General features: G+C 69.5%; 23 protein-coding genes and 1 pseudogene. 15 read left to right on the top strand and 9 right to left on the bottom strand.

Annotated features, from left to right (window positions below; all coding sequences use genetic code 11):
* The first annotated feature begins 193 nt into the window (after nt 1–193).
* The 12 genes from AB0O15_RS32725 to AB0O15_RS32670 all read left to right on the top strand — a co-directional run bounded on the left by AB0O15_RS32725 (nt 194) and on the right by AB0O15_RS32670 (nt 12,472).
* Nucleotides 194–1,651 carry an aldehyde dehydrogenase family protein gene (locus AB0O15_RS32725; protein ID WP_364326530.1) on the top strand — a complete coding sequence of 486 codons (1,458 nt, stop codon included), beginning with the start codon at nt 194–196 and terminating at the stop codon, nt 1,649–1,651.
* On the top strand, nt 1,651–3,378 hold the full coding sequence (locus tag AB0O15_RS32720; RefSeq protein WP_364326527.1) for a thiamine pyrophosphate-binding protein: 1,728 nt from the start codon (nt 1,651–1,653) through the stop codon (nt 3,376–3,378). Before AB0O15_RS32725 ends, AB0O15_RS32720 begins: the two co-directional genes overlap by 1 nt.
* Nucleotides 3,379–3,405: 27 nt before the next feature.
* Nucleotides 3,406–4,557: an ABC transporter substrate-binding protein gene (locus AB0O15_RS32715; RefSeq protein WP_364326524.1), complete on the top strand. Its 1,152-nt coding sequence runs from the start codon at nt 3,406–3,408 to the stop codon at nt 4,555–4,557.
* Nucleotides 4,558–4,574: 17 nt separating this feature from the next.
* Complete coding sequence (locus AB0O15_RS32710) at nt 4,575–5,444, top strand: branched-chain amino acid ABC transporter permease (RefSeq protein ID WP_364326521.1); 870 nt, start codon at nt 4,575–4,577, stop codon at nt 5,442–5,444.
* On the top strand, nt 5,441–7,246 hold the full coding sequence (locus AB0O15_RS32705) for a branched-chain amino acid ABC transporter ATP-binding protein/permease (RefSeq protein ID WP_364326518.1): 1,806 nt from the start codon (nt 5,441–5,443) through the stop codon (nt 7,244–7,246). The genes AB0O15_RS32710 and AB0O15_RS32705 overlap by 4 nt, the downstream gene beginning before the upstream one ends.
* The gene (locus tag AB0O15_RS32700; protein WP_364326515.1) at nt 7,243–7,986 is read left to right on the top strand and encodes an ABC transporter ATP-binding protein; all 744 of its coding nucleotides are present in this window, start codon (nt 7,243–7,245) and stop codon (nt 7,984–7,986) included. Before AB0O15_RS32705 ends, AB0O15_RS32700 begins: the two co-directional genes overlap by 4 nt.
* Nucleotides 7,983–9,104 carry a hypothetical protein gene (locus AB0O15_RS32695; protein ID WP_364326512.1) on the top strand — a complete coding sequence of 374 codons (1,122 nt, stop codon included), beginning with the start codon at nt 7,983–7,985 and terminating at the stop codon, nt 9,102–9,104. The genes AB0O15_RS32700 and AB0O15_RS32695 overlap by 4 nt, the downstream gene beginning before the upstream one ends.
* The gene (locus AB0O15_RS32690) at nt 9,101–9,370 is read left to right on the top strand and encodes a hypothetical protein (RefSeq protein ID WP_364326509.1); all 270 of its coding nucleotides are present in this window, start codon (nt 9,101–9,103) and stop codon (nt 9,368–9,370) included. The genes AB0O15_RS32695 and AB0O15_RS32690 overlap by 4 nt, the downstream gene beginning before the upstream one ends.
* Nucleotides 9,371–9,461: 91 nt before the next feature.
* On the top strand, nt 9,462–9,881 hold the full coding sequence (locus tag AB0O15_RS32685) for a nucleotidyltransferase domain-containing protein (RefSeq protein ID WP_364326506.1): 420 nt from the start codon (nt 9,462–9,464) through the stop codon (nt 9,879–9,881).
* Between the two features lie 230 nt (nt 9,882–10,111).
* The gene (locus AB0O15_RS32680) at nt 10,112–10,315 is read left to right on the top strand and encodes a hypothetical protein (RefSeq protein ID WP_364326503.1); all 204 of its coding nucleotides are present in this window, start codon (nt 10,112–10,114) and stop codon (nt 10,313–10,315) included.
* Between the two features lie 97 nt (nt 10,316–10,412).
* Nucleotides 10,413–12,035: a hypothetical protein gene (locus AB0O15_RS32675; protein ID WP_364326500.1), complete on the top strand. Its 1,623-nt coding sequence runs from the start codon at nt 10,413–10,415 to the stop codon at nt 12,033–12,035.
* Nucleotides 12,032–12,472, top strand: a complete 441-nt coding sequence (locus AB0O15_RS32670) for a hypothetical protein (protein WP_364326497.1) — start codon at nt 12,032–12,034, stop codon at nt 12,470–12,472. Before AB0O15_RS32675 ends, AB0O15_RS32670 begins: the two co-directional genes overlap by 4 nt.
* 72 nt (nt 12,473–12,544) lie before the next feature.
* Here the strand turns inward: AB0O15_RS32670 and AB0O15_RS32665 are convergent, their stop codons facing one another.
* The 8 genes from AB0O15_RS32665 to AB0O15_RS32630 form a co-directional block, all read right to left on the bottom strand.
* Nucleotides 12,545–13,300, bottom strand: coding sequence for an SDR family oxidoreductase (locus AB0O15_RS32665; protein ID WP_364326494.1), 756 nt, complete (start codon nt 13,298–13,300; stop codon nt 12,545–12,547).
* A gap of 14 nt (nt 13,301–13,314) precedes the next feature.
* On the bottom strand, nt 13,315–14,271 hold the full coding sequence (locus AB0O15_RS32660) for an aldo/keto reductase (protein WP_364326491.1): 957 nt from the start codon (nt 14,269–14,271) through the stop codon (nt 13,315–13,317).
* Nucleotides 14,268–15,317 carry an NAD-dependent epimerase/dehydratase family protein gene (locus AB0O15_RS32655; protein WP_364326488.1) on the bottom strand — a complete coding sequence of 350 codons (1,050 nt, stop codon included), beginning with the start codon at nt 15,315–15,317 and terminating at the stop codon, nt 14,268–14,270. The genes AB0O15_RS32660 and AB0O15_RS32655 overlap by 4 nt, the downstream gene beginning before the upstream one ends.
* A 17-nt stretch (nt 15,318–15,334) precedes the next feature.
* On the bottom strand, nt 15,335–15,694 hold the full coding sequence (locus tag AB0O15_RS32650) for a tautomerase family protein (protein ID WP_364326485.1): 360 nt from the start codon (nt 15,692–15,694) through the stop codon (nt 15,335–15,337).
* Between the two features lie 23 nt (nt 15,695–15,717).
* Nucleotides 15,718–16,506: a carbohydrate ABC transporter permease gene (locus tag AB0O15_RS32645; RefSeq protein WP_364326482.1), complete on the bottom strand. Its 789-nt coding sequence runs from the start codon at nt 16,504–16,506 to the stop codon at nt 15,718–15,720.
* Nucleotides 16,507–16,509: 3 nt separating this feature from the next.
* The gene (locus AB0O15_RS32640) at nt 16,510–17,451 is read right to left on the bottom strand and encodes a sugar ABC transporter permease (RefSeq protein ID WP_364326479.1); all 942 of its coding nucleotides are present in this window, start codon (nt 17,449–17,451) and stop codon (nt 16,510–16,512) included.
* 40 nt (nt 17,452–17,491) lie between these two features.
* The gene (locus AB0O15_RS32635) at nt 17,492–18,874 is read right to left on the bottom strand and encodes an ABC transporter substrate-binding protein (protein ID WP_364326476.1); all 1,383 of its coding nucleotides are present in this window, start codon (nt 18,872–18,874) and stop codon (nt 17,492–17,494) included.
* A gap of 197 nt (nt 18,875–19,071) precedes the next feature.
* Nucleotides 19,072–20,133: a LacI family DNA-binding transcriptional regulator gene (locus AB0O15_RS32630; protein WP_364326473.1), complete on the bottom strand. Its 1,062-nt coding sequence runs from the start codon at nt 20,131–20,133 to the stop codon at nt 19,072–19,074.
* A gap of 150 nt (nt 20,134–20,283) precedes the next feature.
* On the opposite strand from AB0O15_RS32630, the gene AB0O15_RS32625 reads away from it, so the two are divergent.
* The 3 genes and pseudogenes from AB0O15_RS32625 (at nt 20,284) to AB0O15_RS32615 (ending at nt 22,559) form a co-directional block, all read left to right on the top strand.
* Nucleotides 20,284–21,534: an endo-1,4-beta-xylanase gene (locus AB0O15_RS32625; RefSeq protein ID WP_364326470.1), complete on the top strand. Its 1,251-nt coding sequence runs from the start codon at nt 20,284–20,286 to the stop codon at nt 21,532–21,534.
* 137 nt (nt 21,535–21,671) lie between these two features.
* Nucleotides 21,672–21,767 (top strand): annotated as a pseudogene (locus AB0O15_RS32620) (alcohol dehydrogenase catalytic domain-containing protein); the annotation flags it as partial.
* Nucleotides 21,768–21,788: 21 nt separating this feature from the next.
* Complete coding sequence (locus AB0O15_RS32615) at nt 21,789–22,559, top strand: hypothetical protein (protein ID WP_364326467.1); 771 nt, start codon at nt 21,789–21,791, stop codon at nt 22,557–22,559.
* A gap of 426 nt (nt 22,560–22,985) precedes the next feature.
* On the opposite strand, the gene AB0O15_RS32610 is transcribed toward AB0O15_RS32615, so the two are convergent.
* Nucleotides 22,986–25,289 (bottom strand): EAL domain-containing protein, encoded by a 2,304-nt coding sequence (locus AB0O15_RS32610; protein WP_364326464.1) that lies wholly within the window; start codon nt 25,287–25,289, stop codon nt 22,986–22,988.
* Between the last annotated feature and the right edge of the window lie 17 nt (nt 25,290–25,306).

The following is a 25,306-nucleotide window of genomic DNA, read 5'->3' as shown; positions in this document are numbered from 1 at the left end:
CGGTCGCACCGGGAGCCCCGGTGTCGCGGACTCCCCGATTCTGCCGCCCGAAGGGCGGGTTCATCGCTCCGTAACTTTCCCGACCCGGCCTATTGCCAGGACCTTGCGGCCGCCCGTACGTTACACCGTAGTCCGCACAGCGGTCCATAACCGCCCATCGCGATCCATCTAGCGGACCTCAGAGGAGGAACACATGCTCGACTCGATCGGCGTGGCGCCGGCGCCGGCGCTGCTAGGCGGCAAGTGGATCGACGACGGACCGGTCGCCGAGCGGGTGGGCCCGTTCGTCCGTACGGTGGTCAGCCGGGCGCGAACCGCTGACCGCGCCGACGCTGTCGCAGCAGCCGAGTACGCCCGGTCCGCGGCCCGTTCGGTCGCGAAGCTGGCCCCGGCCACCCGGGCCGCGACTCTTGACCGGGCCGCCGCCCTGGCGACCGAGCGCCGGGAGGACATCGCCCGGCTCATCGCCTTGGAACTGGGCAAGCCGATCAAGGACGGTCTCGGCGAGCTGGACCGGGTCGCCGACACGTTCGCGGTCTGTGCCGCCGAGGCCCGCCGGATCGGCGGCGACGTGCTGCCGGTGGCCGGCTGGGAGCGGGGGATCGGCAACACCGCCCTGACCTATCGCGCTCCGGCCGGCGTGGCCCTGGCGATCACACCGTTCAACGCACCGGCCAACCTGCTGGCCCACAAGCTGGGAGCGTCGTTCGCCGCCGGCAACAGCACCATCGTCAAGGCGCCACCGCAGGCCCCGGCGGTCTCGGCCGCCGTCGTGGCGCTGCTGCTGGAGGCCGGAGCGCCGGTCGAGGCGATCCAGTTGCTGCACGGCGGCGGTGACATCGGCGCCGCGCTCTGTGCGGCGCCGGAGGTCGCGGTCATCAGCTTCACCGGCAGCGCGGAGACCGGAGCCGCGGTGGCCCGGGCCGCCGGCGCCAAGCGACTCGTGCTCGAGCTGGGCGGCAACGCCGCCACCATCGTCTGCGCCGACGCCTTCCTACCCGCCGCGGCCCGCAACTGCGCCCGTACCGGTTACACCAACTCGGGGCAGAGCTGCATCTCCGTACAACGGATCTACGTGCAACGGTCGCGCTTCGCCGAATTCGTCGACCTGCTCACCGCCGAGGTACAGGCCCTGAAGGTCGGCGACCCGCTCGACCCGTCGACCGACGTCGGATCCATGGTCGACGACGAAGCCGCCGAACGTGTCCTGTCCTGGGCGACCGAGGCGGTCGACGGCGGCGCCCGGATCACCGTCGGAGGCACCCGCGACGGCGCCACGCTGACCCCGACCGTCGTCGCCGACCCGGCCGCCGACGCCTCGATCGTCGTCCGAGAGGTCTTCGGCGCGCTGGTCACGGTCCTGCCGTTCGACGACTTCGACACCGTCCTGCAGACCTGCAACACCAGCCGGTTCGGGCTTCAGGCCGGGCTCTTCACCAACGACATCGGCCGCATCCTCACCGCGTGGCGTGAACTCGAGGTCGGGGGCCTGGTGGTCAACGGCTCGTCCAACTTCCGGCTCGACCACGTGCCCTTCGGCGGCGTGAAGGACTCCGGTTTCGGTCGCGAGTCCCCCCATCACATGGTCGAGGACTACACGGTGGTCAAGACGCTCCTGCTGCGAGACCTGTCGATCTGGGGAGAGAACTGATGACCGCCGCGGACGCTCTGGTCGCTCAACTGGCCGACTACGGGGTCGAGTACATCTTCGGCACCTGTGGCCACACCAACATCGCCCTGCTCGACGCCATCGGGCGCAGCCCGATCGAGTTCGTCATCGCCCGGCACGAGCAGACCGCCGCGCATGCCGCCGACGGGTACGCCCGCGCCAGCGGCAAACCCGGCGTGGTCCTCATGCACGTCGGCCCCGGCATGATGAACGGGGTCACCGGCGTGGCCACGGCCGCGCTCGACTCGGTGCCGCTGATCGCCATCTCCGGTGACATTCCCTCCTACCTGTACGGCCGCCATCCGCACCAAGAGGTGAATCTGCACGCCGATGCCGACCAGACGGCCATCTACCGGCCGTTCGTCAAGCGGGCGTGGCACGTGCACCGGGTCGAGGACCTGCCCCGCTTCACCGAGCGGGCGTTCTGGACAGCCACCTCCGGCCGTCCCGGCGCCGTCCTGCTCAACGTACCGATGGACATGTTCTCCCGGGAACTGCCCGGCACCGTGCCGGCCTATCCCCTGCCGCACCCGGCCCGCCCGGACCTCGCCGCGGACGACGCCGACCGCATCGCGGCAGCCCTGGCCACCGCCGAGCGGCCGCTGATCTACCTCGGAGGTGGGCTCGGCGGACCCGACGGCCGTACCGCGCTGCGTGACCTCGCCGAGCACCTCGACATCCCGGTCGCGCATTCGTTGATGGCCAAGGGCGCCCTGCCCGACAACCACCCGCTTCTGCTGGGCATGACCGGCTTCTGGGGACTGGCCGAGACCAACGCGTACGCCCGGGACGCCGACGTCGTGCTCGCCGTCGCGACCCGGTTCGCCGAGACCGACGCCAGCTCATGGGATCCGGACCACACCTGGCGCTTCCCGCCGAGCCGGCTCATCCAGATCGACATCGACCCCGCCGAGATCGGCCGCAACTACCCGGTCGAGATCGGCGCCGTCGCCGACGCCGGCCGCGCGGTGCGGCAGATTCTCGCCGCGGTGCGTAGTCACCTACCGGCCGGCACAGACCGCCCGCGGATGAGGGAGGACATCCGAGCCGCACGGTCGGAGTTGTTCGCCGCAAGCGCCGACCGTGGCCGCAGCGATCAGTTCCCGCTGCGGCCCGAACGCATCCTCGCCGACGTCCGAGCCGCCCTGCCGGACGACGCCGTGCTGGTCACCGATGTCGGCTGGAACAAGAACGGGGTGGCCCAGTGCTACCCGTTGCCGGAGGGCGGCCGATTCATCACGCCCGGCGGCGCCTCCACCATGGGGTTCGGACCGGCCGCCGCGCTGGGCGTCCAGGTCGCCGAGCCGGGCCGGGTGGTGGTCGCCCTGATCGGCGACGGCGGCATGAGCGCCCAGTTGCCCGCCCTGCCCCTCGCCGTCGAGCAGGGGCTGCCGGTCATCTTCCTGGTGATGAACAACCGTGCCCACGGCACCATCTCCGACCTGCAGGCAGGCGCCTTCGGCCAGAGCTACGGCTGCGACTTCACCGACCCGGACGGCAACCCCTACAGCCCTGACTTCGCCGCGCTCGGCCGCGCCTGTGGCGCCGACGGCTACGCCATCGCCGAGCCCGGCGAACTGATGACCGCCCTCAAGACGGCAGTGGAACGCCGACGCCCCGCGGTGATCGACGTCCCCATGGTCAACGAGCCGGTCCCCACCCCCGGCCACTGGAACATCAAAGACATCTACCAGGGCAAATTCGACTGATACCTCCTGACAGAAGGTGACCCGCCCATGCTCCGACGCCGCGCCACCGCCATATTCGCCATCGCCGTCCTCGCCGTTACCCTCGCCACCGGATGCAGCGCCCCCGGCTCGGACTCCGAGTCGTCCGGCGACAAGTCCGGACCCATCAAGATCGCACTGGTCGACGCCCAGAGCGGACAGCTCAGCTCGCTCGGCGGGTGGGAGCTCAAGGGCGCCCGCCTCGCCATCGACGAGTGGAACGCCCAGGGCGGGATCGACGGCCGCCAGATCGAACTCGGCGTCTTCGACGACCAGGGCGACCCGACCGTCGGCACCAACCTCGCCCGCAAGATCGACAGCGAGGGCTACATCGCGATGATCGGCACCGCTGAGAGCGCGGTCACCATCGCCATGGCGCCCATCCTCAAACAGGCCGAGATCCCCAACATCACCTCCGGGCAGTCACCGGGACTGGTCGCGGCCGGCAGCGATTTCCTCTTCCTCAACGGCCCGACCAGCACCACGTACGACGAGACCCTGGCCAAGCACATCGTGGATCAGCAGGGCATCAAGAGCATCGCCATGATCAGCAACAACGGCGGGTACGGCAAGGGCGAGCACGACGCGTTCCTCAAGGCCTTGACGAGCCGCGGCGTCACACCGGTGGTCGACCAGGTGGTCACCACCGACCAGAAAGACTTCAGCGCCGTTCTCACCGGGATCCGGCAGAAGAACCCCAAGGTGATCTTCTTGGGCGCCGAGGAGGTCGAATCCGGCCTGATCGTCAAACAGGCCCGCGACCTCGGCATCACCGCCACCTTCGCCGGGGCCGCGCCGCAGGGCACACCGGTCTTCCTCGACACCGCCGGCGCGAAGAACGCCGAGGGCACGATCGTCAGCTCCCCCTACCTGAGCAACGACATCAACGACGCCGCCAAGAAGTTCGCCACCGACTACAAGGCGAAGTTCAACGAGGACGCCGAGCTGCACGGCGCAAAAGCCTACGACGGCACCCAGATCCTGCTCACCGCACTCAAGAGCAGCAACGTGGCCACCGGCAAGGAACTCGCCGAGGCGATCCGCGGGACCAGGTACCAGGGCCTGCTGGGCGACTTCGCGTACGACAAGACCGGCGTCGGCATCTTCGTCACGTCGATCGGCACCATCCAGAACGGCAAGCTCGTCGCCGCCGCGAGCTGACGGGCACAAGGAGAACCATGCAGGTCTTTCTGCAGACGATCGTGGGCGGCGTCAGTCTCGGCGCCGTCTACGCCTTGGTCGCGCTGGGCTTCTCATTGGTCTACCGCACCATGGGCCTGGTCAACTTCGCCCACGGCAACGTCGTGACCGTCGGCGCCTACCTCGCCTCCACCTTCTACCTGTCCACCAAACTGCCGTTCGCCTTGGCCATGGTGGTCGCGATCGGGCTGACCGGCGTCATCGGCCTGGTCATCGAGCGTGTCCTGCGGCCGTTGGAGAACCGGGACTTCGACCTCATGCTGATCGGGACGATCGGCTTCGGCATCGTCCTCGACGCGCTGATCATCATGATCTGGGGCGCCACCGGCCGGGCCGTCCCCTCGCCCGTGCCGTCCGCGCCGCTCGACTTCCTCGGCCTGCGCATCCGCACCTACGACCTGGTCGTGCTCGCCATCGCGGCCGCCGCCACGGTGCTGCTGGTGCTCTTCCTCTCCCGTACCAAACGCGGGGCGGCGATGCAGGCGGTCGCCATGGACCACGAGGCGGCCACCGCGGTCGGCATCCACGTCGGGCGTAGCAACGCCATCGCGTTCATGATCGGCGCCGGCCTCGCCGCACTGGCCGGCGGGCTGGTCGGGCCGCTCCTCTACGTCAGCCCGGCGCTCGGCGGGACGCTCGGCATCAAAGGGTTCGCGGCCGCCATCCTGGGCGGCTTCGGCAGCATCCCCGGCGCGATCGTCGGCGGGCTCGCGATCGGCATCCTCGACTCCTTCATGGCCGGCCACTTCCAGGGCTACGGCGAGCTGTTCACCTTCCTGATCTTCACGGTGATCATCATGGTGCGGCCGACCGGCATCTTCGGCGAGCGGACGGTGAACCGGGCATGAGAAAGAAACTCGCGACGGTCGCGCTGGTCGGTGCCGGCGCTTGGTTGTTGCCGTACGGTCTCGACTCGTACGCCATCCACGTCGCCAACGTCATCCTCATCTTCGCCGTCCTCGCCATCGGCCTCGGGCTCTGCATGGGCGTGGCGGGACAGGTCAACCTGGCCCAGGTCGCCTTCTTCGGCGTCGGGGCATACGCCACCGCCATCCTCACCACCAAGGCCGGCCTCGGCTTCTGGGTCGCCGCACTGCTCGCCGTCGCCGCTACCGTTGCGGTCGGCCTGGTCGTCGGCACTCCCGCGCTACGCGTCCAATCGCACTACCTCGGCATCGTCACCCTCGGCCTCGCGCTGGCCTTCACCAACTGGGTCACCAACGCGCAGGTCTCCGGCGGCGCGGAGGGAATCTCGTCGATACCGGGGCCCACCCTGCCCGGCGTCGATCTGGACAGCGAATACCTGTACTACTACCTGGAACTGATCGTCTTCGCCCTTGCCCTCGCATTCGGGCTGTTCCTGGTCCGGACCCGGCTGGGCCGGCGCATGCGGGCCATGCGCGACGACTCACTCGCCGCCGGCGCCCTGGGCGCCGAGGTGCCTCAGCTCCGCATGACGGCGTTCCTCCTGGCCAGCGTCTACGGCGGCGTAGGCGGCGTGCTCTACGCCGGGCTCATCCGCTACGTCGCCCCGGAGTCCTTCGGCATCGCCAACATGTTCCTGCTGCTCGGCATGGTGATCATCGGCGGCCGGCAGAGCCTGATCGGCTGTGTCGTCGGGGCCGTGAGCCTCGCCCTCGTGCGCGAGGGACTGACCGACCACCCGACGGTCGCCCAGGTCGCATACGGCGCGGTGGTGGTGCTCGTGGTGGTCTTCGCGCCCACCGGCCTCGCCGGCCTGCCCGCCCGCGTACGCGCCGCACTGGCCCGCCGCCGCCGGCAGCAGAGCGCCGCCGCCCGGCTCGGCCCGTTCCAGCCCTACCCGGCTGCGGGCATCGCGCCTTCCGGTCGTCCGGTCCTGGAGGTAACCGGGTTGACGATGCAGTTCCGGGGGATCAGGGCCCTGGACGAGGTGGCGCTGACCGCGTCCGAAGGCGAGATCCGCGGCATCGTCGGACCGAACGGCTCCGGCAAGACCACGCTCTTCAACGTCGTCAGCGGGCTGTACCGGCCAACGGCGGGACAAGTGCGGTTCCGCGGCCAGGACATGACCGGCAGCCGCCCGTACCGGCTGGCCCGGGCCGGGATGTCGCGCACCTTCCAGAACCTGCGCCTGTTCGGCGACCTCACCGTCGAGGAGAACATCCTTGTCGCGCTCGACCGCAGTCCCACCCTCGCCAGCTGGCGTTACCTGCTCGGGCCGATCAGCATCCTGCGGCAGGACCGGACCCTGCGGCGACAGGCCGGTGAGGTGCTCGACCGGTACGGGCTCACCGAGTTCGCGCAGTCCCGGCCCCGATCGCTGCCGTACGGCATCCAACGGCGGGTGGAGATCGCCCGCGCGGTGGCGGCCGCCCCGTCGCTGCTGCTGCTGGACGAGCCGGCCGCCGGCCTCAACGGCGAGGAGGTACGCCAGCTCAGCGAGATCGTCCGATCCATCCGCGACAGCGGCATCACCGTCATCATCATCGAACACAACATGGGCCTGGTCATGTCCCTGTGCGAACGGGTCACCGTCCTGGCCGGCGGCCGCATCATCGCCGAGGGCGAGCCCGCCGACGTCGCCGCGACCCCCGCCGTCATCGAGGCCTACCTCGGCGACTCGATGAGCACCGAGGACCTGCCGTCCGTCCCGGAGGTGACCGCATGACCGCACTGTCCGAGCCGGCGACCAGCACCAGCCAGGCCCTCACCGTCGAAGGGCTCACCGTCCACTACGGCGGCGTCTGCGCCGTACGCGAGCTCAGCTTCTCGGTCCCGGCGGGTGAGGCCATCGGTGTCATCGGCGCCAACGGCGCCGGAAAGACATCAACCCTCAAGGCCGTCATGGGCCTCATCCCACGCCGGGTCGCCACGTTGCGCTTCGGCGACATCGACCTGAGCCGGGTGAACGCCCGTTCGATGGTCCGCCACGGCATCGGGTACGTGCCGGAAGGCCGCCACGTCTTCGCCGGTCTGCCCGTCGAGAAGAACCTTCTGCTCGGCGCCTACGCCCGCAAGTGGAACGCCGAGACCCACGCCACCCTCGGGCAGGTGTACGAGCTGTTCCCCGTGCTCGGCGAGATGCGGCACCGGCTGGCCGGGGCGCTGTCCGGTGGCCAGCAGCAGATGCTCGCCATCGGGCGTGCGCTGATGTCCCGTCCCCGGCTGCTGCTGCTCGACGAGCCGTCCATGGGACTCTCGCCGAAGCTGGTCGAGGACATCCTCGCCGTGCTGCAGCGGCTGCGCGCCGAGGGGCTCAGCCTGCTGCTGGTCGAGCAGAACGCCAAGCTGACCTTCGAGGCCACCAGCAGCTGCCTGGTCGTGGAGAACGGCGAGGTGGCGATGAGCGGGACCTCCGCCGACCTGCGCCACGACCCGCAGGTGCGCCGCATCTACCTGGGCCTGTGAAACTCGGCCAACCGCTTCAACTCGGCGGGCACCGGCTCCGCAACCGGGTGGTCAGCCCGCCGATGGAGCGCAACTACGGCACACCCGACGGCCGGGTGGCCGATCCCGCCGTTTCCGGCTTCCAGCCGGTGGCCCCCTCGCCGGTGCCCTTCCGGGGGCGTACGCCGCGCGAATTGACCATCGCCGACGTCGAGGAGCTCACCGTGGCCTTCGGGGCCGCGGCCCGGCGCTGTGCCGAGGCCGCGGTCGACGTCATCGAGGTGCACGCCGCCCACGGTTACCTCATCCACCAGTTCCTGTCGCCGCGAACGAACCGGCGCACCGACCGCTACGCCGACCCGGTCCGGTTTCTCGCCGACGTCCTCCAGCAGGTCCGGGCCGTAGCGCCGCACGCCGCGGTGGTTCTGCGCCTGTCCGCGTTCGAGGGGGTTCCCGATGGTCTCGACGCGATCGCGACGCTTGCGCTGACCGGGAGGCTGCCGCTGCACCTGGTCGATGCCCTCGACATCTCGGCCGGTTGCTACGAGGCGGGGGAGTGGATCGTGCAGCCGGGCGAGGTCGATCGAGGCGTCCTCGCCCCGTACGCCGCCATGTTCCGGGTGTTCGGCAAGCCGGTCGGCGTGGCTGGGCGGATCGTTACCGGGGACACCGCCGAGGAGATTCTGGCGTCCGGCGCCGCCGACTTCGTGGCCGTGGGCCGGGCCCTGCACGCCGACCCCGGATGGACGGCCGCCACTCTCGCGGGCGTGCTGCCCCGCCCGTGCATCGGCTGCAACCAGGGATGCATCGACGTGCTGCACACCCAGCAGCCGATCTGGTGCCTGGTCAATCCCGGCGCCGGTCGCGAGGCGTCACGCGGCGCCGGTCGCGGGGCGTCACCCGGGCGCCGCCGCGTTCTCGTCGCCGGGGCGGGCGTCGCCGGTCGCGCGTCGTCGACCTGCGTGACCGGCTACGGCACCCGGATCCACCACGACCGGACAGCGTCGTCACGATCTGGGGAGCCGACCGCGCCGGAGTCGCCGCGGCCGACGCCGCCGCGGCCGCCGGTCACCGGGTGCTGCTTCTCGCGGCCGGCGAGGAGCTCGCGCCCGAGGCCGGACCACGGGAGAAGAGCATGATGCTCCGCCGGCTGGCCGACCATCCGGACGTGGAGATCAAGCACGGCACCACGGTCGAAGCCGTCGAACCGCGCCGGCTCCTGCTCGGCCACGCCGGTGACCGCGGGTGGCTCGACGTCGCCGGCCCGATCGTGGTGTCCCAGGGCACAGTGCCACGACCCGTCCCCGTCACACCGGGGCGCAGGCGCACGCTCGTGGTGGGCGAGGCCGGATTCGCGGGATCGGCGGCCGAGGCCATCCGGCAGGCCAGTGCGATCACGGTGTGACGCCGCCACCGTGAAGTCGGCTCACCTTCGACCATCATGAGTCACATCAGGATGTGGATCGCCTCGTCATACGGCATGCCAGACTCGCAGTGTGGTAACACAGCAGCGAACTGACGAGGTTCAGTCGGTCGTGGGCGAGGTCGTTCGGTGGGCGACCGAGCACCAGGATGTACGAGGGGTTGTCGTTGTCGGCTCCTGGGCGAGAAACGCCGCCCGGATGGACTCCGACGTCGATATCGTTGTGCTCACCGATGGCCTTGCACACGTCGATCCGGACATGTGGTCGCTCCTACTCGCGGGACGCGTCATCCGCGAGCGGGATTGGGGGCCGCTTCGTGAGATCCGGCTCGTTCGACCATCGGGTTTCGAGGTAGAGGTGGGTGTTGTGCCGCTGAGCTGGGCCAACACCAACCCGGTCGACGCCGGAACCTTTCGGGTGATCAACGATGGGCATCGCATCGTCTACGACCCTGATGGAGCCTTGACGGACCTGTCAAACGCGTGCCGGTGATCGGCTGTCAGTCGACGCCAGCAGATCAGCGCGCAGGCGAGACTGACGAAGCCGTCATGGATGTCGAGACGCCGTTCCCAGCGTACGGCCAAGCGGCGGAACTGGTGCAGTAGCGCAGCTTGCCCAGGCCCTTGATCCGAGTGATCTTGCGGCGCGGGATGATCGGCTGGGTGCCGCGTTCAGGGCACGCAAGGCGGAAGGCGTCGCTGCCGGGCAACTAGACTGGACCCGTGACGGATGCTGAGCTCATCGCCATCGCGCGGGCGCAAGCGGCCGAGCTACGTCGCCTGTCCTTGCGCGACGCCGCGGTGGAAGTCCACGGGCCGGAGGCGGAGGTTCTGCTGAGCGACCCACGGTACGCCCGCGGTGGCGGGCTCCTGGTGGTCATCGATACCGCCACCGGCGCCGTCCTGCGGGTGATACCGCAGCTGTGACGGGCGCCGCCCGATCCGCTGCCGGACGAAGACCTCCCCATGCGACACCGCCGTTCTTGGCGTTCTCCTCGAGTCTGGCGTGACCTATCGTCGTGGGGTGTCGCTCGCCGAAGACCTGAACGACCCGGATGACATGACCCGGTTGCTGGCCGTCGGGAGAGCCGCGCGGGACGGTGGGCCCGAGGTCATCGGCAAGCTGCTCGACATGGCGCTGCACGACGGTGCCGAGGTGCAGACGGCGGGTGGCGTGGCCGAGCGCTGGGATAACGTGAGCGACGCCGCGGCCGGAGCCCTGGCAGCCGTCCTCCGCCGGCATGCGACGGTCGACCGACGGATCGGCCGGGCCGTCGTCGACCTGGCCGAGAACGACGACCGCGTCGCCCGGCTGCTGCACGTCCTCGGCCCCGACGCCGAGCCGGTGCGCCGCGAGCTGGAGACGAGCAGCGAGGAACGGCTTCGTATGCGGGCGCTGCGGGCGGTCCGTCCCGTCGACCGTCCCGTGGAGCTCAACCGCCGCTTTCTCGCCGACCCCTCGCCGATCGTCCGGCTCGAGGCGCTGCGCGGAAGTTCCCGGTTCGGCCCGGAGGACGCGCACCGGGCGCTGACCGATGTGAGCGTGGAGGTGCGGCTGGCCGCAGTGCGGAAGTTGCAGTGGCGGGACACGTCGGCGTTTGCCGCCGCAGCGCGCGTCGAGACGGTACGCGAGGTCCGGGAGCAGTATGTCCAGGCGCTGGTCGACCGCCCGCTGACCGACGATGTGTTCCGGGCGCTCCTGGGATACCTTGCCGACGACGGCTGGGTCGGGCGCATGGCGGCCCGGCGCCTGCGCCTGATCGACAGCCCCGGGGTCGTTGCGGCGGTCGCTTCCCGGATCCTGGTCGTCGACGACGAGGCGCACCTGTCGACCTTGGCCGAGTTCCCCCACCTGCTCGAATACGCGCCGGAACTGTTGGAGCCACTCCAGTGTCTGCGCCGCAGCGCGACGGACGCCGAGCTGTTCGGCATTCTGGATCGGCTGCCGCGTTGGGAGCGGTCCGCGTACCCCCTGGAAGATCCGGCGGACGGCCTGGACCCGGTGCAGCAAGCGCGGCTTCTCCGCGCCGTCCTGGGTTGGGCCCACAGCGTCGTGGAATCGGATGGCCTGGCGGCGTGGCTGGCGGCGCCGGACGACCACACCGCTGCGGAGTGGATCACCGAGCACGACTGGTTCGGCACCGGGCCGGCCGCCGACCTGCTGCACGCGGCCGTCGACGGCGACCTGCGGCGCGCGCTGGGCGTCGACCTCGGCTCGGATCTGCTGCGCCTGGCCCACCTGTTCACGGCCCGGCAGATCCGCGCCGGTCTCGACCCGCTGCCGCCGAGACCGCTGAGTCGCCTGTTGACCGAAGGCCCCGACCTGCTGCGCGTGCGCTTTCAAAGGGGCCGCACCGTCGTCCTCCGGCTGCACGGATCGGCTGCCGTCGGCCCGCGCCTCGAACCGGCGAACGCGTTGCTGCACGTGCAGTGCACGGATTGCGGCACATCCACGCGGGTGCAGGGTCCACCCGCGTGGACGTATCGCGACGAGGACCGGGTGCGCGCGTTCGAGGACGGTTACGCGGCCACACTGATCGGCGCCTGCCCGGCCTGCGGGGCGTCGGTGCGGACGGAGGTGCTGATGTCGGTGACGGAGGGACGATTCGAGGGCCCGCGCGAGGTCAGCTGGGACGCCCGGTCATGAGGGTGGTCACGGGCATTCTGCTGCTCGCCGTGGGAGCCACGCTCTTGGCCGGCGGGTTCGCGTGGCCGGAGGGCCGGATCACGGCGATCGCCGTGGCCGTGCTCACGCTCGCCGCCGGCTTCGCCGTCCTGGCCGGGCGGATCACGCTGTTCGCGGCCGCGGTCTGGGGTGTCGGGTGGGTCGCGCTGGTCGGCGGCATCGCGGCCGGTGAGTGGGTGGCGATGTCGGGCGGCGCGGTCGCGGTGGTGGCGGGCGGGGTCGCGTTCGCGACCAGCAACTACGTAACCTGGTTCGGGGTGGCCGCGCTGGGCGACGCGCTGGCGCTGGGCGCGATCGCCTGGTGGGCTTGGGGTACGGGCGAAACCGTCGCCACAGCGGGAGCGGTCGCCGGTGCCGTAGCGTCGGCAACCTACGGCGCGGTGAGCTTGCGCTCGTGACCCCTCTGGACTGCGCCGCCGGGGACCCGGGGAGGGCGCCTGGCGGACGGGGAGCTCCGGCGGCGAGGGCGGTCACATCCAGCCGCTGTCGACGATCCAGTTCTGGGCGGTGCACGAGCGTGAGTCGTCCGCGGCCAGCCACAGCATCATCCGGGCCACGTCGTGCGGGAAAAGTTTGCCAGGCAGGCACTGGTTGCGCGCGATGGATGCCTCGGCCTCGGGCGTCACCCATTCGGTGAGTTGCTTCTCCGTCATGATCCAGCCGGGGATGAGGCAGTTGACCCGGATCTGGAACGGACCGAGTTCCCGTGCCAGTGTCCGGGTGAGCCCTTCGATGCCGGCCTTGGCGGTGATGTACGCGGGCAGGTCGAGCAGGTCGATGTGCGCGCTGATGGAGCCGAGGTTGATGATCGACCCGCCGCCGGCGGCCCGCATCATCGGGGTGACCGCCTGGGCGGCGAAGAAGTGGTGCCGGACGTTCACGGCCATCCGGTCGTCCCACAGCGCGACGTCGAACTCCTCGACCCGGTACCGCCGGTCATCGGCGGCGTTGTTGACGAGTGTTCGGACCGGCCCGAACCGGTCCGCGGTGCGGGCGATGGCGTCACGCAGCGCGGGGATGTCCCGGACGTCGCAGGGAAGGAAGAGCGTGTCGTCGCCGAGTTCGCGTTGCAGGGCCGCGCCGCGCTCGATGTCCACGTCGGCGAAGGCCACTCGGGAACCTTGGGCCGCGAGGTGGCGGACGAACTCGGCGCCGAGTCCCGACGAGCCGCCGCTGACGAACGCGACCCGTCCGTCGAGCGACGGGTAGCTCGCGTAGCCGGTCATGAAGCGAGTTCCTCTCAGCGCGAAGGCGGATCGAGCCACAGGTCCGGGCCGGGGACCAACGCCTCCAGGTCCGCCCAGAGCTCGTCGGGGATCGGTGTGCCGGTCAGGTCGAGCGTCTGCTGCACCCGCTCCGGCGAGGACACTCCGACGACCGTTGAGTCGATGAACGGCGCGCGCAGCGAGAACTGCAACGCGGCCGCGGCGAGCGGTACCCCGAACCGGTCCGCGGCCGCCGCCATCGCGATTGCCGCCGCGGCGATCGCGTCGTTGCGTTCCCGGTAGGCGTACTTCCCTTGGGTGGCAGGTCCTCTGGCGAGCATGCCGCCGCCGTACGGTGCCGCGTTCAGGACCCCGATGCCGCGTTCGTGCGCGACCCGGAACAGCTCCTCGGCCGACCGGTCGAGCAACGTGTACCGGTTGTGCGTGAGCACCACCTCGAACACGCCGGTGTCGAGGTACTGCTGCATCAGGGCGACCGGGCCGCCGGCCACGCCGAGATGCGCCACCACTCCCTGTCGTTTCAGGTCTGCGAGCGCCTCCACCGGGCCGCCCGGTGCGGTTGCCTCGTCGAAACTGATCCGTTCGGGGTCGTGCAGGTGCAGCAGCTGGATGTGGTCGACGCCGAGGCGCTGCAGGCTCTCCTCGAGTGATGTCCGTGCCCGCCGGCCGGAGAATTCGCCGGTACGCGGATCCGGGTCGACCTTGGTGGCCAGAACCGTGCCGGTGGGCAGACCGCCCCGGTCGCGCAGGGCGATTCCGATGCGGCGTTCGGCCGTGCCGTCCACGCCGTATCCGTTCGAGGTGTCGATGAAGTTGACGGCTGGGCTGTCCAGTGCCGCGCCGACTGTGGCGACCGCCCGTTCCTCGCTCACCTCGTACCCGTACAGGTGCGGCATGTTCGCCAGCGGGCTGGTGCCGACGCAGAGCGCGGTCACGGCCAGGCCGGTGCCGCCGAGCGGGCGGGCGGTCATGCGGCGCCCCGTGCGGCGAAGACGTCCCGGGCGGCGTGGTAGGCGCCGACGATCCGGGTGAGGACCGCCTCGGTGTCCGCATCGGGCTTGGTGGTGTCGGGGTGGTCCCGTCGCCACCCGACCATCCGGGATGCCGCGCGATGGAAGGTCAGCCGGGGGGAGAAGCCCGGCACGAAGGTACGGATCTTCGTGGTGTCGAACACCGCGCTGTGCCCGATGTCGCCGAGCATCTCGCCTGACCAGAACCAGCCGGGCGCCACCAGCGGGTACATCTCCGAGGCGACGTGGACCAGCCGCGCCGTCACTCCCAGCGCCTCCCCGACGATCGTGTAGATCTGGTCCCAGGTGTAGACGTCGGAGCCGGTGATGTTGAACGTCTCGCCGATCGCGCGGGGGTTGCCGAGCAGACCGACCAGGCCCTGCGCGAAGTCCTCGGCGTGCGTGAGTGTCCACAGCGACGTGCCGTCGCCGTGCACCGGAATCTCAGCGCCCCGCGCGATTCGGTCGACCACCGTCCAACCGCCGGGCAGCGGCGGGTTGGCGTCGTCGTAGGTGTGCGACGGCCGGACCACGGTGAGCGGAAAGCCCTGCGTCACATGTGCGTCCTGGAGCACCTGCTCGGCGCGCCATTTGGCGGTGGCGTACGCGAGGTGCGGGTTCGGCGCGGTCGGCGTCGACTCGGAAATCGGTATCTGCCGCACCGGCTTGGCGTAGATCGAGGCAGAGCTGATGTGTACGTACTGACGGGCCCGCCGGCCGAACAACGTCACCATTCGGCGTGCGTCGTCGATGTCGTACGACAGAAAGTTGACGACGGCGTTGAACGTGCGGTCGCCGATCGCGGCGGCCAGCGCGGCACTGTCGCCGACGTCGGCGATCAGCGTCTCGACGCCGTCGGGCAGGCTCCGATCCTGGTCGTTGCGGCCGCGGTTGACCACCGTGACGCGCATGCCGGTCTCGACCGACAAGCGCACGCAGGACGCGCTGATCGTTCCGGTTCCGCCGAGGTAAAGCACGCTCAGATGCGCGGCGTCGTGGTGCAACATGTGTTTCTCCTCGGTGCTCAGATCTTGCCGGCGTACCAGTCTTCGAACCCGTTCTCGGTCAGGCTGATGAGAACGTCCTGCGGGCGGATGCCGAGCGGCTCGAGCTTGTCCACCACTGCCTTGAAGAAGGCCTGCTTGGTCGCCGCGGGGTACATGTGCACCGCGGTGACCCGGATGACGAGCAGGTTGCGCCGTTCGACGCCGTTGTACCCGGCGTCGAACTTGAGCTCGCCGGCGTCGTGCGCCTGGAAGATCTGGAACCGGTCGTCGGCGGGGATCCCCAGGGCCTCGATCTGCGCGTCGTGGATCGCGTTCCCGATGTCCTCGTGGGACTTGTCGAACACCTGCCGATCGAGGTGTACGTGGATAAGCGGCACGATGGTCACCCTTCAGGTAAAGATCATTTGATGGCGCCGGCCGACAGGCCGCGCTCGAACAGCCGCTGGAGACTGAGGTAGGCGATGACCTCGGGGATCGCGGTGATGACCGCCGAGGCGAGGATCTTCGTCTGGTCGTTGCTGAACTGCCCGACGAAGAACTGCGGCACCAGCGTGATCGTCTGCATATCCGGTGATTGCAGGAAGACCAGCGGGAAGAGGTAGTTGTTCCAGGCCGCCACGAGGGTGAAGATGATGACCGCCGCGGCGATCGGCCGGGTCAGCGGCAGGACCAGATGGATGAAGCCACGGTACGAGTTCGCGCCGTCCACCCGCGCCGCCTCGAACAGCTCGTCCGGCAGGCCGTTGATGAAGTTGCGGGTGAGCAGCACGGCGAACGGCACCTGCAGCGCGGCCAGTGGGAGGACCACCGCCCAGTATGTGTCGTACAGCCCCAGCCGGGTGGCCGTGGCGAACAGCGGCGCGAGCAGCACGACCTCGGGCAGCGTCAAGCAGGCGAGCAGCAGCCAGAAGTAGACCTCGCGGAACCGGAGGTGCAGTTTCGCGAAGCCGAACGCGGCCATCATCGTCACCGCGTACACCAGCGCGATGACGACCCCGGCGATGATGAGGCTGTTCAGGAAGAACCGCCCGAAGCCGGGCACCTGCAGTACCGCGGTGAAGTTCTTCGGCCCTTCGCCCGCGAACGCGCCCTTGACCATCACCACGAGGGGGAACAGGAACGGAATGATGAGGATTGTGGCGACGAGCTGCAGCAGGATGCGGCCCCGCCGGCTGCGGATCTCGAACATCGTCTACCTCGCCTCCCGTCCGCGCCCCACGAGCTGCAGGATCACCGCCACGATCAGCGCGACCACGAGCAGGATGACGGACAGCGCGCCGCCGTATCCGACGTGGCCGAGCGGGATCGTCTGGCGGTAGATGTAGGTGCCGAGGAACTCGGTCGCATAGTTGGGTCCGCCGATGGTGACCAGATACGGCACGTCGAACGTCTTCAGCGCCCCGATGGCGCCCAGAATCCCCAACGCGATCGTGGTTCCGCGCATCTCCGGCCAGATGATGCTCAGCAGCGTCCGGAGGTTGCTCGCGCCGTCCATCCGCGCCGCCTCCAGGACCGACGGATCGATCTGGGTCATCGCGGCGAAGTAAAGGACGAACGTGACACCGGTCCACTCCCAGATCGTGATGAACATGATGACCGGCAACGCGGTGCTGGTCTGTCCGATCCAGGGCTGCGCGAGCGCTCCGAGGCCCACGTGCTGCAGGACGGAGTTGAGCTCGCCGTCCGGGGCGAACATGTGCCGGAACACCGGCGCCATGATGGCCGGCGCGAGCACCACCGGAATGAAGATGATCACCTTGTACAGCGCCGCCAGCCGCAGCCGCGCGTGCATCAGGACCGCGAAGACCAGACCCAGCAGCGTCTGAACCACGAACGTGACCACGAAGAAGACGGCTGTGTGGCGCACCGTGGCCCAGAAGACCGGGTCGCGGATGATGCGCGTGTAGTTCTGTCCACCGACGTGAAGCGGGTCCGGGCTGATCCCGTCCCAGTTCAGCGTCGAGATGTACGCCGTGTACCCGATGGCGTAGTAGATCAGTCCCACGCTGAGGACCAGGGCGGGCAGGATCCAGGGCAGGCCCGGAGGGCGTCGCGGGCGGCCGCGTCCACCGCTGCCCGCAGCCCCGGACCTCTCCTTGCCGATCTCCCGCTTGCGCGTCGATGTCTCGGTCATCACGACTCCGTGGGTCCGGCCGCATTCATCGGACTGCCGGTCACTTGAAGGTCACTCCGGCCGCCTCGGCCGCCTGCTGCAGGGTCTTGGCCGCGTCCTGCGGAGACGCCTTTCCGGTGGCCACGGAGGTCGCCGCCGCGAGGATGCCGTTCTGCACATCCGCGCTCAGCAGTGCCTGACGCGGCTCGGTCACGGCGCTGGCCTTCGTGATGAGCTGCCGTACCGGGCCCTTCTGGATCGCCGGGTCGACGAGTTCGACGTTGTCGAAGTTCGGTGTCACGGAGGTGAGCGACGGCAGGTCGTTGAGCTGGTCGGCGATCACCTGCTGGCCCTCGGCCGAGGTCGCCATCCACTTGACGAACGTCTCCGCGGCGGCCCGGGCCTTCGACTTCGTCGAGATGGCCAGGCCGAAGTCGGCGTCGCCGTACATCTCACTGATGTTGCCGGCGCCGGCAACATCGGGGAAGGCGACCGGCAGGATCGGGAACGGCTTGGCGCCGCTGACCCCGGCCGCCGAGAGCGCCGCGGTCATCGCCTTGGTCGTGGTGTACTGCGTGTACCAGGTGCCCATCATGACCATGCCGTACTTCCCGGTGAGGAAGTCGTTGTTGGAATCCGGGTACTGCTGATAGCCGACCGCGCCGGGCTGCATGATCCCGCTGTCGAACAGGTCCTTCCAGATGGCCAGCGTCCGCACGATGCCGGGGTCGGTCCACCTGGCCTCGCCGTTGGACACCTTGGTCCACAGGCCGGGCTGGACGGAGTTCGCGATGGACTGCAGGGTGTCCTGGTCGAAGCCCTCCTGAGCGGCGCCCTGGACGAAGCAGCCCACCTTGTTCCGTTTGAGCACCTGGCAGACCTGCTTCCACTCGGACAGCGTCGTGGGTGGCCGCAGGTTGAACTTCTTGAAGATGTCCGCGTTGATCCACAGCGTCCCGGCGTAGACCTGGCCGACCGACAGCGCGGTGAGCTTGCCGTCGGCGCTCAGGCCGCTGATGCCGATCGGGGCGACCTTCGTCTTCCAGTCACTGCCCAGCGCCTGCCCGGCGAGTGCGGTCTGGTCGACGGCGAACGATTTGAACTGCGTGACGTAGGCGCCGGGCTGCATGTCGAAGACGTCCGGGCCCTTGCCGGAGGCGAGGGCCGGGCGCAGCGCGGCCACCCAGTCGGAGATGTTGACCAGCTTGTAATTGATCTTGATGTTCGGATACTGCTTGTTGAAGGCTGCGATGTAGGTGTTGGCGGTCGCGGTGTCGGTCGGCGTCCAGCCCCACCAGTTGACCGTGCCGGAGGTCGCGCTCCCGGCGTTCGACGAATCTCCGGAATCCCCGCCGCAGGCAGCCAGCGTGGTGACGGCGAGCGTCGCGGCGGCAAGGATGGACAGCGGCCGCAGTCGTGCCTTCTGCGTCAGCAAGAGTCGCATGTATCCCTCTCCATTCTCCATGGAGCTAAGAAATGTTTCGCGCCCCGACGGGCGCCGTATACCCAGGCGTTCTCGATGCCAGCGCTCGCTGTGAAGGGGTGATGATCGCCTGAAGCCGCTGCGAACGAAGGTCGATTCGGCGTCGTTACGGGTGGATCACAGGCTAGGCCGATCGCAACTTTCCCGTCAACGTTTCCTTACGAGTTGGAAACTTTCGTACGGGAGGTGCGCCGCACTGGTGCGCCGGTGCTGGCCCGCACCACGAGCGACGTGTCGATGTCGAGCCGGGTGAACGTCAAGTCGGGCTCGTCGGCCAGGCGGGTGACGAGTTCCACCGCCTGCTCGGCCATCGCGAGCAGAGGGACGTGGATCGTGGTCAGCGGCGGGCCGGCCCACTGCGCGATCCGCAGATCGTCGTAACCCACCACGGAGAGGTCGCCCGGGATGGTGTGACCGAGCGACCGGGCCGCCTCGTAGACGCCCAGGGCGTACAGATCGGAGGAGGCGAAGATGGCCGTCGGCCGATCCGGCAGCGACAACAGCGCCCGGCCCTCGGCCAGTCCGTCGGCGTGGTGGAACTCGCCCGGCCGGATCAGTTCTGGATCGCCGGCGATCCCGGCGGAATCCAGGGCCGCGCGGTACCCGGAGAGCCGGGCCGTGGAGGCGAGCATGTCCTGCGGTCCGGTGATGATGCCGATCCGGCGGTGGCCCAGCTCGATCAGATGGCGGGTGGCCAGGTAGCCGCCGTTCCAGTCGGCGGAGCCGATCGACGGCACGTCCGGCCCGGGGTTGCCGGCCGGGTCGAGCATCACGAGCGGGATGTTGCGGGAACGCAGCCGCTGCTTGTCCTTGGCCGGGAGCACACAGGCGACCAGGATGATCCCGACCGGCCGGCGCCGCAGCACGTCGTCGACCCAGGACGGCTCGGGCAGGTGCCGCTCGGTGGCCCCGGTCAGCACCATGCCGATCCGCCGCCGGCGCGCGACCTGGTCGATGTTCGCCAGCAGATCGCTGGCGAACGGGCTGTCGATCTCATAGCAGAGCACCTCGAGCAACGGCGCGGGCTGCTGCTTGCCGCCGCGGCGGTTGTACCGGTGGTCCTGGAGCAGTTCCTCGATGCGCTGCCGGGTCTCGCTGGACACCCCAGAGCGACCGTTGAGCACCTTGGAAACCGTGGAGACCGAAACGTTGGCCCGCGCCGCCACCTCGGACAAGGTGGCGCGGGAACCGATGTCGTCCGCGGCGGGCTCGCTGGGCATGCGCATCAGCCAATCTAGGTGTCGCCGGGCTTCTTGACCGCCCGGCCCGGCCGATCCTATGCTGCCGTTCATCCCGACAATTTCGCAACGTCTAGCGAAACTTTCTAAGAGGGTGACCGGGTGACGACCTCGAATCCGAGGAATGCCGCCGTGCCTGACGAGAGCCTGCGACACCGGATCGGCGAGGTCACCCTCACCGTGCTCGGGCCGGACCGGCGGCCGCTGACCGACCGGGTCGTCACCGTGGCCCAGCAACGGCACACGTTCGCCTTCGGCAACATCGGCTTCGACTTCGTCAGCCTCGTCGGTGGCCCGCCGCCCGAGGCGGCCGCTCCGGCGTTCGGCGGCGCCACCGGCCTGGACCTGGACCGGCTGGGCGACCTGTGGCTCAACCTGTTCAACACCGCGACCCTCCCGTTCTACTGGGGGCCCTACGAGCCGCGACAGGGCGCCACCGACGTCGAACGCCTGACCAGGACCGCGCACTGGCTCGCCGCCCGCGGCGTCACCGTCAAGGGTCACCCGCTCGTCTGGCACACGGTGCAGCCGGCATGGCTGCTCGATCTCGACAACGACGAGGTCGAACGGTTGCAGCGCAACCGGATCCGCGAACTGACCGGCGGATTCGCCGGCGTGATCGACCTCTGGGACGCCATCAACGAGGCCGTGATCATGCCGGTCTTCGCGAACGGGGACAACGCCATCACCCGGCTCGCCCGGGCCCGGGGCCGCATCGCCATGGTGCGGATGGCGTTCGAGGAGGCACGAGCGGCCAATCCCGCGGTGACCCTGGTGCTCAACGACTTCGACCTCAGTTCGGCGTACGAATGCCTGATCGAAGGGGTTCTCGAAGCCGGCATCCGGGTCGACGTGATCGGGCTGCAGACCCACATGCACCAGGGGTTCCGCGGCGAGGAGTACCTGCGGGACGTGCTGGACCGGTTCGCCCGTTACGGCCTGCCGCTGCATCTGACCGAGAGCACCCTGGTGTCCGGGCACCTCATGCCGCCCGACATCACGGATCTCAACGACTATCAGATCCCGGACTGGCCGACGACCCCGGAGGGCGAGGCCCGCCAGGCCGACGAGATCGTGCGGCACTACCGGACGCTGATGGCGCACCCCGCCGTCGAATCGATCAACTACTGGGGGCTCACCGACGACGGCGCCTGGCTGGGCGCCCCGGTCGGGCTGGTCCGCGCGGACGGCAGCCGCAAGCCGTCGTACGACGCGCTGGAAAGCCTGATCAAGGGGGAGTGGTGGCTGCCACCGACCGAGATGCGAACCGGACCCGACGGCACGGTCGTCGTGCGGGGGTTCCACGGCGACTACACGGTCGCCGGAACCCCGTTCACCATTCGCCCCGGGCAGGCCAGCGCGTCGGCGTACGTCGATGAGTAGGCTCATGCGAGCGGCCGTCTGCGGCACGGTCGGCGGCGGCATGGTCGTCGAGGACGTCACCCTCGCCGAGCCCGGCCCGACCGAGGTGGTGGTCCGCATCGACGCCGCCGGGGTCTGCCACAGCGACCCGCCACTACCTGACCGGCGACCTGGTCTGCCCGCTGCCGGTGGTGCTCGGCCACGAGGGGGCGGGCGTCGTGGTCGAGACCGGCGAGCGGGTCAGTGTGGTCCGGCCCGGCGACGGCAGCGGTGTCGTGCTGCGCCGGCAGTTCCGCGCCGGTACTCCGCGCAGCGAACCGCTGACTCGGCTGGAAAGCAGGATCGCCGGAATCGGTACGGCCGATCTGGACGATCGGACGCTGGTGGGGGTCGCGACCGAGGACGGAACCTTCCGGATCTGGGATGCCGTGACGAGCGAGCCCCACGCCGAACTGCACATCGGCGCCGACATGGCGGTTCGCCGCGCTGACCTTGGCGTGCTGGACGGACGCCCGGTCGCGCTGACGATCGCGGACGATCGCTCCGGCGACTGCGAGAGCCCGACGCTGACCCTGTGGGACGTGTCGGCCGGCGAACCGTTGTACGAACCCATGACGGTGCCCGAGGAGTGCGAGGTGGGCACCCTCACCATGCTGGACGGACGGCTCGCGGTCATCCACGGCATCGACGCCGGCGAAAACCACCACCCGGAGCAGGCCACCGACGTCCAGGTGATCGACGTCGCCACCCGCAGGGTGCTCGGCCGGCATCGGCACAAACGCGGATGGAGTTACCACGCAACCATCGCCCGCTCCGCCGGCGGCACCGTTGTGCTCGTCGCGGCGGAGAACTGGGTCGCCGTCATGAACCCGTACGACATGGGCGGACCCGACATCGAGGAATTCGAGTACGCCGGGCACAACGCTTTCGTGGACTGCGTGGCCACCGCCGATGTCGCCGGACGCACCATCGTCGCTTCCTGCGACAGGGGCAACGACGTGCAGTTCTGGGACCTGGACACCCAGGAACGCCTCCGCCCGCTCTGACCGCCGTCGCCGGTGTGCTGCACGACGTTCTGCACCAACTGGGTGATCACCAGCAGGGTGTCCGCGACCGCTTCGGGGGGTTCGTCACTAGTGCAGGATCGTGGCCAGGCTGATGCGAGCAGCCAGCGAATCCTCCTCAGGTCTCGCCGCCATCGAGGTGGCGGTTCACCCACGCGGGCTGCCAATCGGCGTACCCCGCGACGATTACAGCGGATCAGGCCGGCGACGTCCTCAGGCAGGCCGCGTGAAGTCATGACATGGCCCATCCGGGGCACGATCGGCAATACCGCGCCCGGAATGGCGGCAGCCAGGGCTTCCCGTGAGCAAGCCGAAACACCGAATCTGATCGCCGTGCACGTCGAGGTCGGGCGCCGTGATGACGACGCCGAGGCGGGCAGGTCAGGGTCGTCCATATACGCGGCCCGGTCAGGTGCTAGGCGTGGTGTCGGGGCGGTCGGCGGCTGGTTCCGGGATTGTTGTGGCTGTCGATCGGTTGTGGATGAAGGCCGCGGCGTCGGTTGCGGTCATGGGTTTGGCGAACAGGTAGCCCTGGCCGGTGTCGCAGCCGAGCATGGCCAGTTCGGCGGCCTGTTCGGGGGTTTCGACGCCTTCGGCGACGGTGCTCAGGTGCAGGACTTGGCTGAGTCGGATGACGGCCTCGGTGATGGCTGAGCCGTGGCTGGTGCCGTCGAGTTCGGCGACGAAGCTGCGGTCGATCTTCAGGATGTCGACGGGCAGGCGGGTGAGGTAGTGCAGGGAGGAATAGCCGGTACCGAAGTCGTCGACGGCGATGCGCACGCCGTGGGAACGCAGGTTTTCCAGGGTGGGGATGGCGACGCGTTCGTCGATGATGGCGGACTCGGTGATTTCCAGGACGAGGTCGTGCGGGTCGAGGCCGGTGTGGTTGAGCACGTCGAGGACGTCGGCGACCAGGGTGCTGTCCTGCAGCTGGCGGGGTGAGAGATTGACTGAGGCGTACAGCCGGTGTGGGGTTGCGGGTTGGGGTTGCTGCCAGGCGTGTACTTCGCGGCAGGCTTGTTCGAGCACGTAGCGGCCGATGCCGGTGATGGCGCCGGTGCGTTCCGCGACGGGGATGAAGTCGAGCGGGCTGACCAGGCCGCGGGTGGGGTGGTGCCAGCGGACGAGGGCTTCGGCGCCGACCGGGCGACCGGTGACCAGGTCGATCATCGGCTGGAACAGCACGCGCAGCTGACCGCTGGCCACGGCGTCCTCGAGGTCGTTGCTCAAGGTGGTGTCGTCGCGGCGGCGGTCGATCATGTCGGGGTGGTAGACGGCGACGCCGTGGGTGCCGGCCCGTTTGGCGTGGTACATCGCCATGTCGGCGTGGCGCACCACGGTGTCGCCGGTGTCGCCGGGCGCGTCGGTGGCGACGCCGATGCTGCATCGGTGCGCGATGGTGTCGGCGCCGAGCCGCACCGGCCGGGCATGGGCGGCACTCTGCAGGCGATCGGCGATCTGGGTGGCGTCCTCGGGCTGGGTCAGGTGGCGCAGCAGCACGAGGAACTCGTCGCCGCCGACTCGCGCGGCGGTATCACCCGCGCGGACGCAGGCGCGCAGCAGGTGAGCGAATTCCATGAGTACGACGTCGCCGGCGGAGTGCCCGTAGGTGTCGTTGACGCTTTTGAAGCCGTCCAGGTCGACGGCCATCACCGCGACGTGCTCGCCGCGCCGTAGTGCCCGGTCGAGCGCGTGTTGCAGGCCGGCCCGGTTGGACAGACCGGTGAGGTTGTCGGTGAGCTGATACTGGCGGCTGTCACGCAGCGACACGAGCTGCCGGATCGCGACGCCGGCGGCCATGACGACCAGGCCCAGGACGAGGCCGCCCGAGGTGCGCAACTCGCCGCCGGTGATGGTGGTGGTGATCATCAACACCAATCCCGCACCCACGGCGACGTACGGGAAGTAGGCCAGCCAGGGTGACAGTGGTACGCCGGTCGGTGTTGCGGCCTGGCTCGGCCGGTCGGTCCGCGACGTTTCCAGCACAGCGGCGATGGTCATGGCAGACAGCGCGGCGACGAAGGTCATGGTGGCCGGCAACGGGCCGGTGGCGTAGTTGCCGTCATCACCGATGGCGTTGAACCCGGCGTCGGCGAGCAGGTAACCGCCCATTCCGGCGATCAGCAACCAGGTCGGCGGCGAGGATTCCCGTACGCCGCCGCGCAGCAGGTAGACGCTGATGCCAGTGAGCAGCAGCAGGTCACCGATCGGGAACCCGATCCAGGTCAGCGCGGTCGACCAGCTCGCGCCGGCGGCGATGTGTGGTTGCACCGCGAAGTCCCATACGAACATGAACCCGCAGCCCAGCACCGCGACCGTTTCTCCGGCCAAGGCCCACTGCTGCCGGCTCGTCAGATGCACCGCGGGAAAGGTGACCGTGGCCAGCGCCAGAAGCACGAAGGTGAGCACGGCGGCCGCCGCTGTGATCCACCACCAGAATGTCCGCGGCCCGGCGGCGGCCAGCCCGACGTCGGCCACGGCCGAAAGCCCTCTGCCCACGGCGGTGAACTGCCAGGCCCGGCGGTGCAAACCGGTGCGCGACGCCCGCCAGCTGAAGGCCGCGCCGAGCAGGTCGAGACCGACCATGGTCGTGACGGTGACATCGTTCTGCAGGCCTCGGTGTACCAAGACCACGATCTGACCGGCCACCACCGGGACCAGGATCACCATCACCACGGCGACGCGACGAGAACTCACCCCAGTCAAAGCCATGCACCCACACCTCAGCA

This window comes from Actinoplanes sp. NPDC089786, from assembly GCF_040684855.1.
In the GTDB taxonomy this organism is placed as follows: domain Bacteria; phylum Actinomycetota; class Actinomycetes; order Mycobacteriales; family Micromonosporaceae; genus Actinoplanes.
This window is presented reverse-complemented; position numbering and strand designations above follow the sequence as displayed.

Excerpts from the sequence above, each read along its gene's own strand:
- AB0O15_RS32725 (WP_364326530.1), top strand. The coding sequence starts at position 194 with ATGCTCGACTCGATCGGCGTGGCGCCGGCGCCGGCGCTGCTAGGCGGC.
- AB0O15_RS32720 (WP_364326527.1), top strand. The coding sequence starts at position 1,651 with ATGACCGCCGCGGACGCTCTGGTCGCTCAACTGGCCGACTACGGGGTC.
- AB0O15_RS32715 (WP_364326524.1), top strand. The coding sequence starts at position 3,406 with ATGCTCCGACGCCGCGCCACCGCCATATTCGCCATCGCCGTCCTCGCC.
- AB0O15_RS32710 (WP_364326521.1), top strand. The coding sequence starts at position 4,575 with ATGCAGGTCTTTCTGCAGACGATCGTGGGCGGCGTCAGTCTCGGCGCC.
- AB0O15_RS32705 (WP_364326518.1), top strand. The coding sequence starts at position 5,441 with ATGAGAAAGAAACTCGCGACGGTCGCGCTGGTCGGTGCCGGCGCTTGG.
- AB0O15_RS32700 (WP_364326515.1), top strand. The coding sequence starts at position 7,243 with ATGACCGCACTGTCCGAGCCGGCGACCAGCACCAGCCAGGCCCTCACC.
- AB0O15_RS32690 (WP_364326509.1), top strand. The coding sequence starts at position 9,101 with ATGATGCTCCGCCGGCTGGCCGACCATCCGGACGTGGAGATCAAGCAC.
- AB0O15_RS32670 (WP_364326497.1), top strand. The coding sequence starts at position 12,032 with ATGAGGGTGGTCACGGGCATTCTGCTGCTCGCCGTGGGAGCCACGCTC.
- AB0O15_RS32665 (WP_364326494.1), bottom strand. The coding sequence starts at position 13,300 with ATGACCGGCTACGCGAGCTACCCGTCGCTCGACGGACGGGTCGCGTTC.
- AB0O15_RS32660 (WP_364326491.1), bottom strand. The coding sequence starts at position 14,271 with ATGACCGCCCGCCCGCTCGGCGGCACCGGCCTGGCCGTGACCGCGCTC.
- AB0O15_RS32655 (WP_364326488.1), bottom strand. The coding sequence starts at position 15,317 with ATGTTGCACCACGACGCCGCGCATCTGAGCGTGCTTTACCTCGGCGGA.
- AB0O15_RS32645 (WP_364326482.1), bottom strand. The coding sequence starts at position 16,506 with ATGTTCGAGATCCGCAGCCGGCGGGGCCGCATCCTGCTGCAGCTCGTC.
- AB0O15_RS32640 (WP_364326479.1), bottom strand. The coding sequence starts at position 17,451 with ATGACCGAGACATCGACGCGCAAGCGGGAGATCGGCAAGGAGAGGTCC.
- AB0O15_RS32635 (WP_364326476.1), bottom strand. The coding sequence starts at position 18,874 with ATGCGACTCTTGCTGACGCAGAAGGCACGACTGCGGCCGCTGTCCATC.
- AB0O15_RS32630 (WP_364326473.1), bottom strand. The coding sequence starts at position 20,133 with ATGCCCAGCGAGCCCGCCGCGGACGACATCGGTTCCCGCGCCACCTTG.
- AB0O15_RS32610 (WP_364326464.1), bottom strand. The coding sequence starts at position 25,289 with ATGGCTTTGACTGGGGTGAGTTCTCGTCGCGTCGCCGTGGTGATGGTG.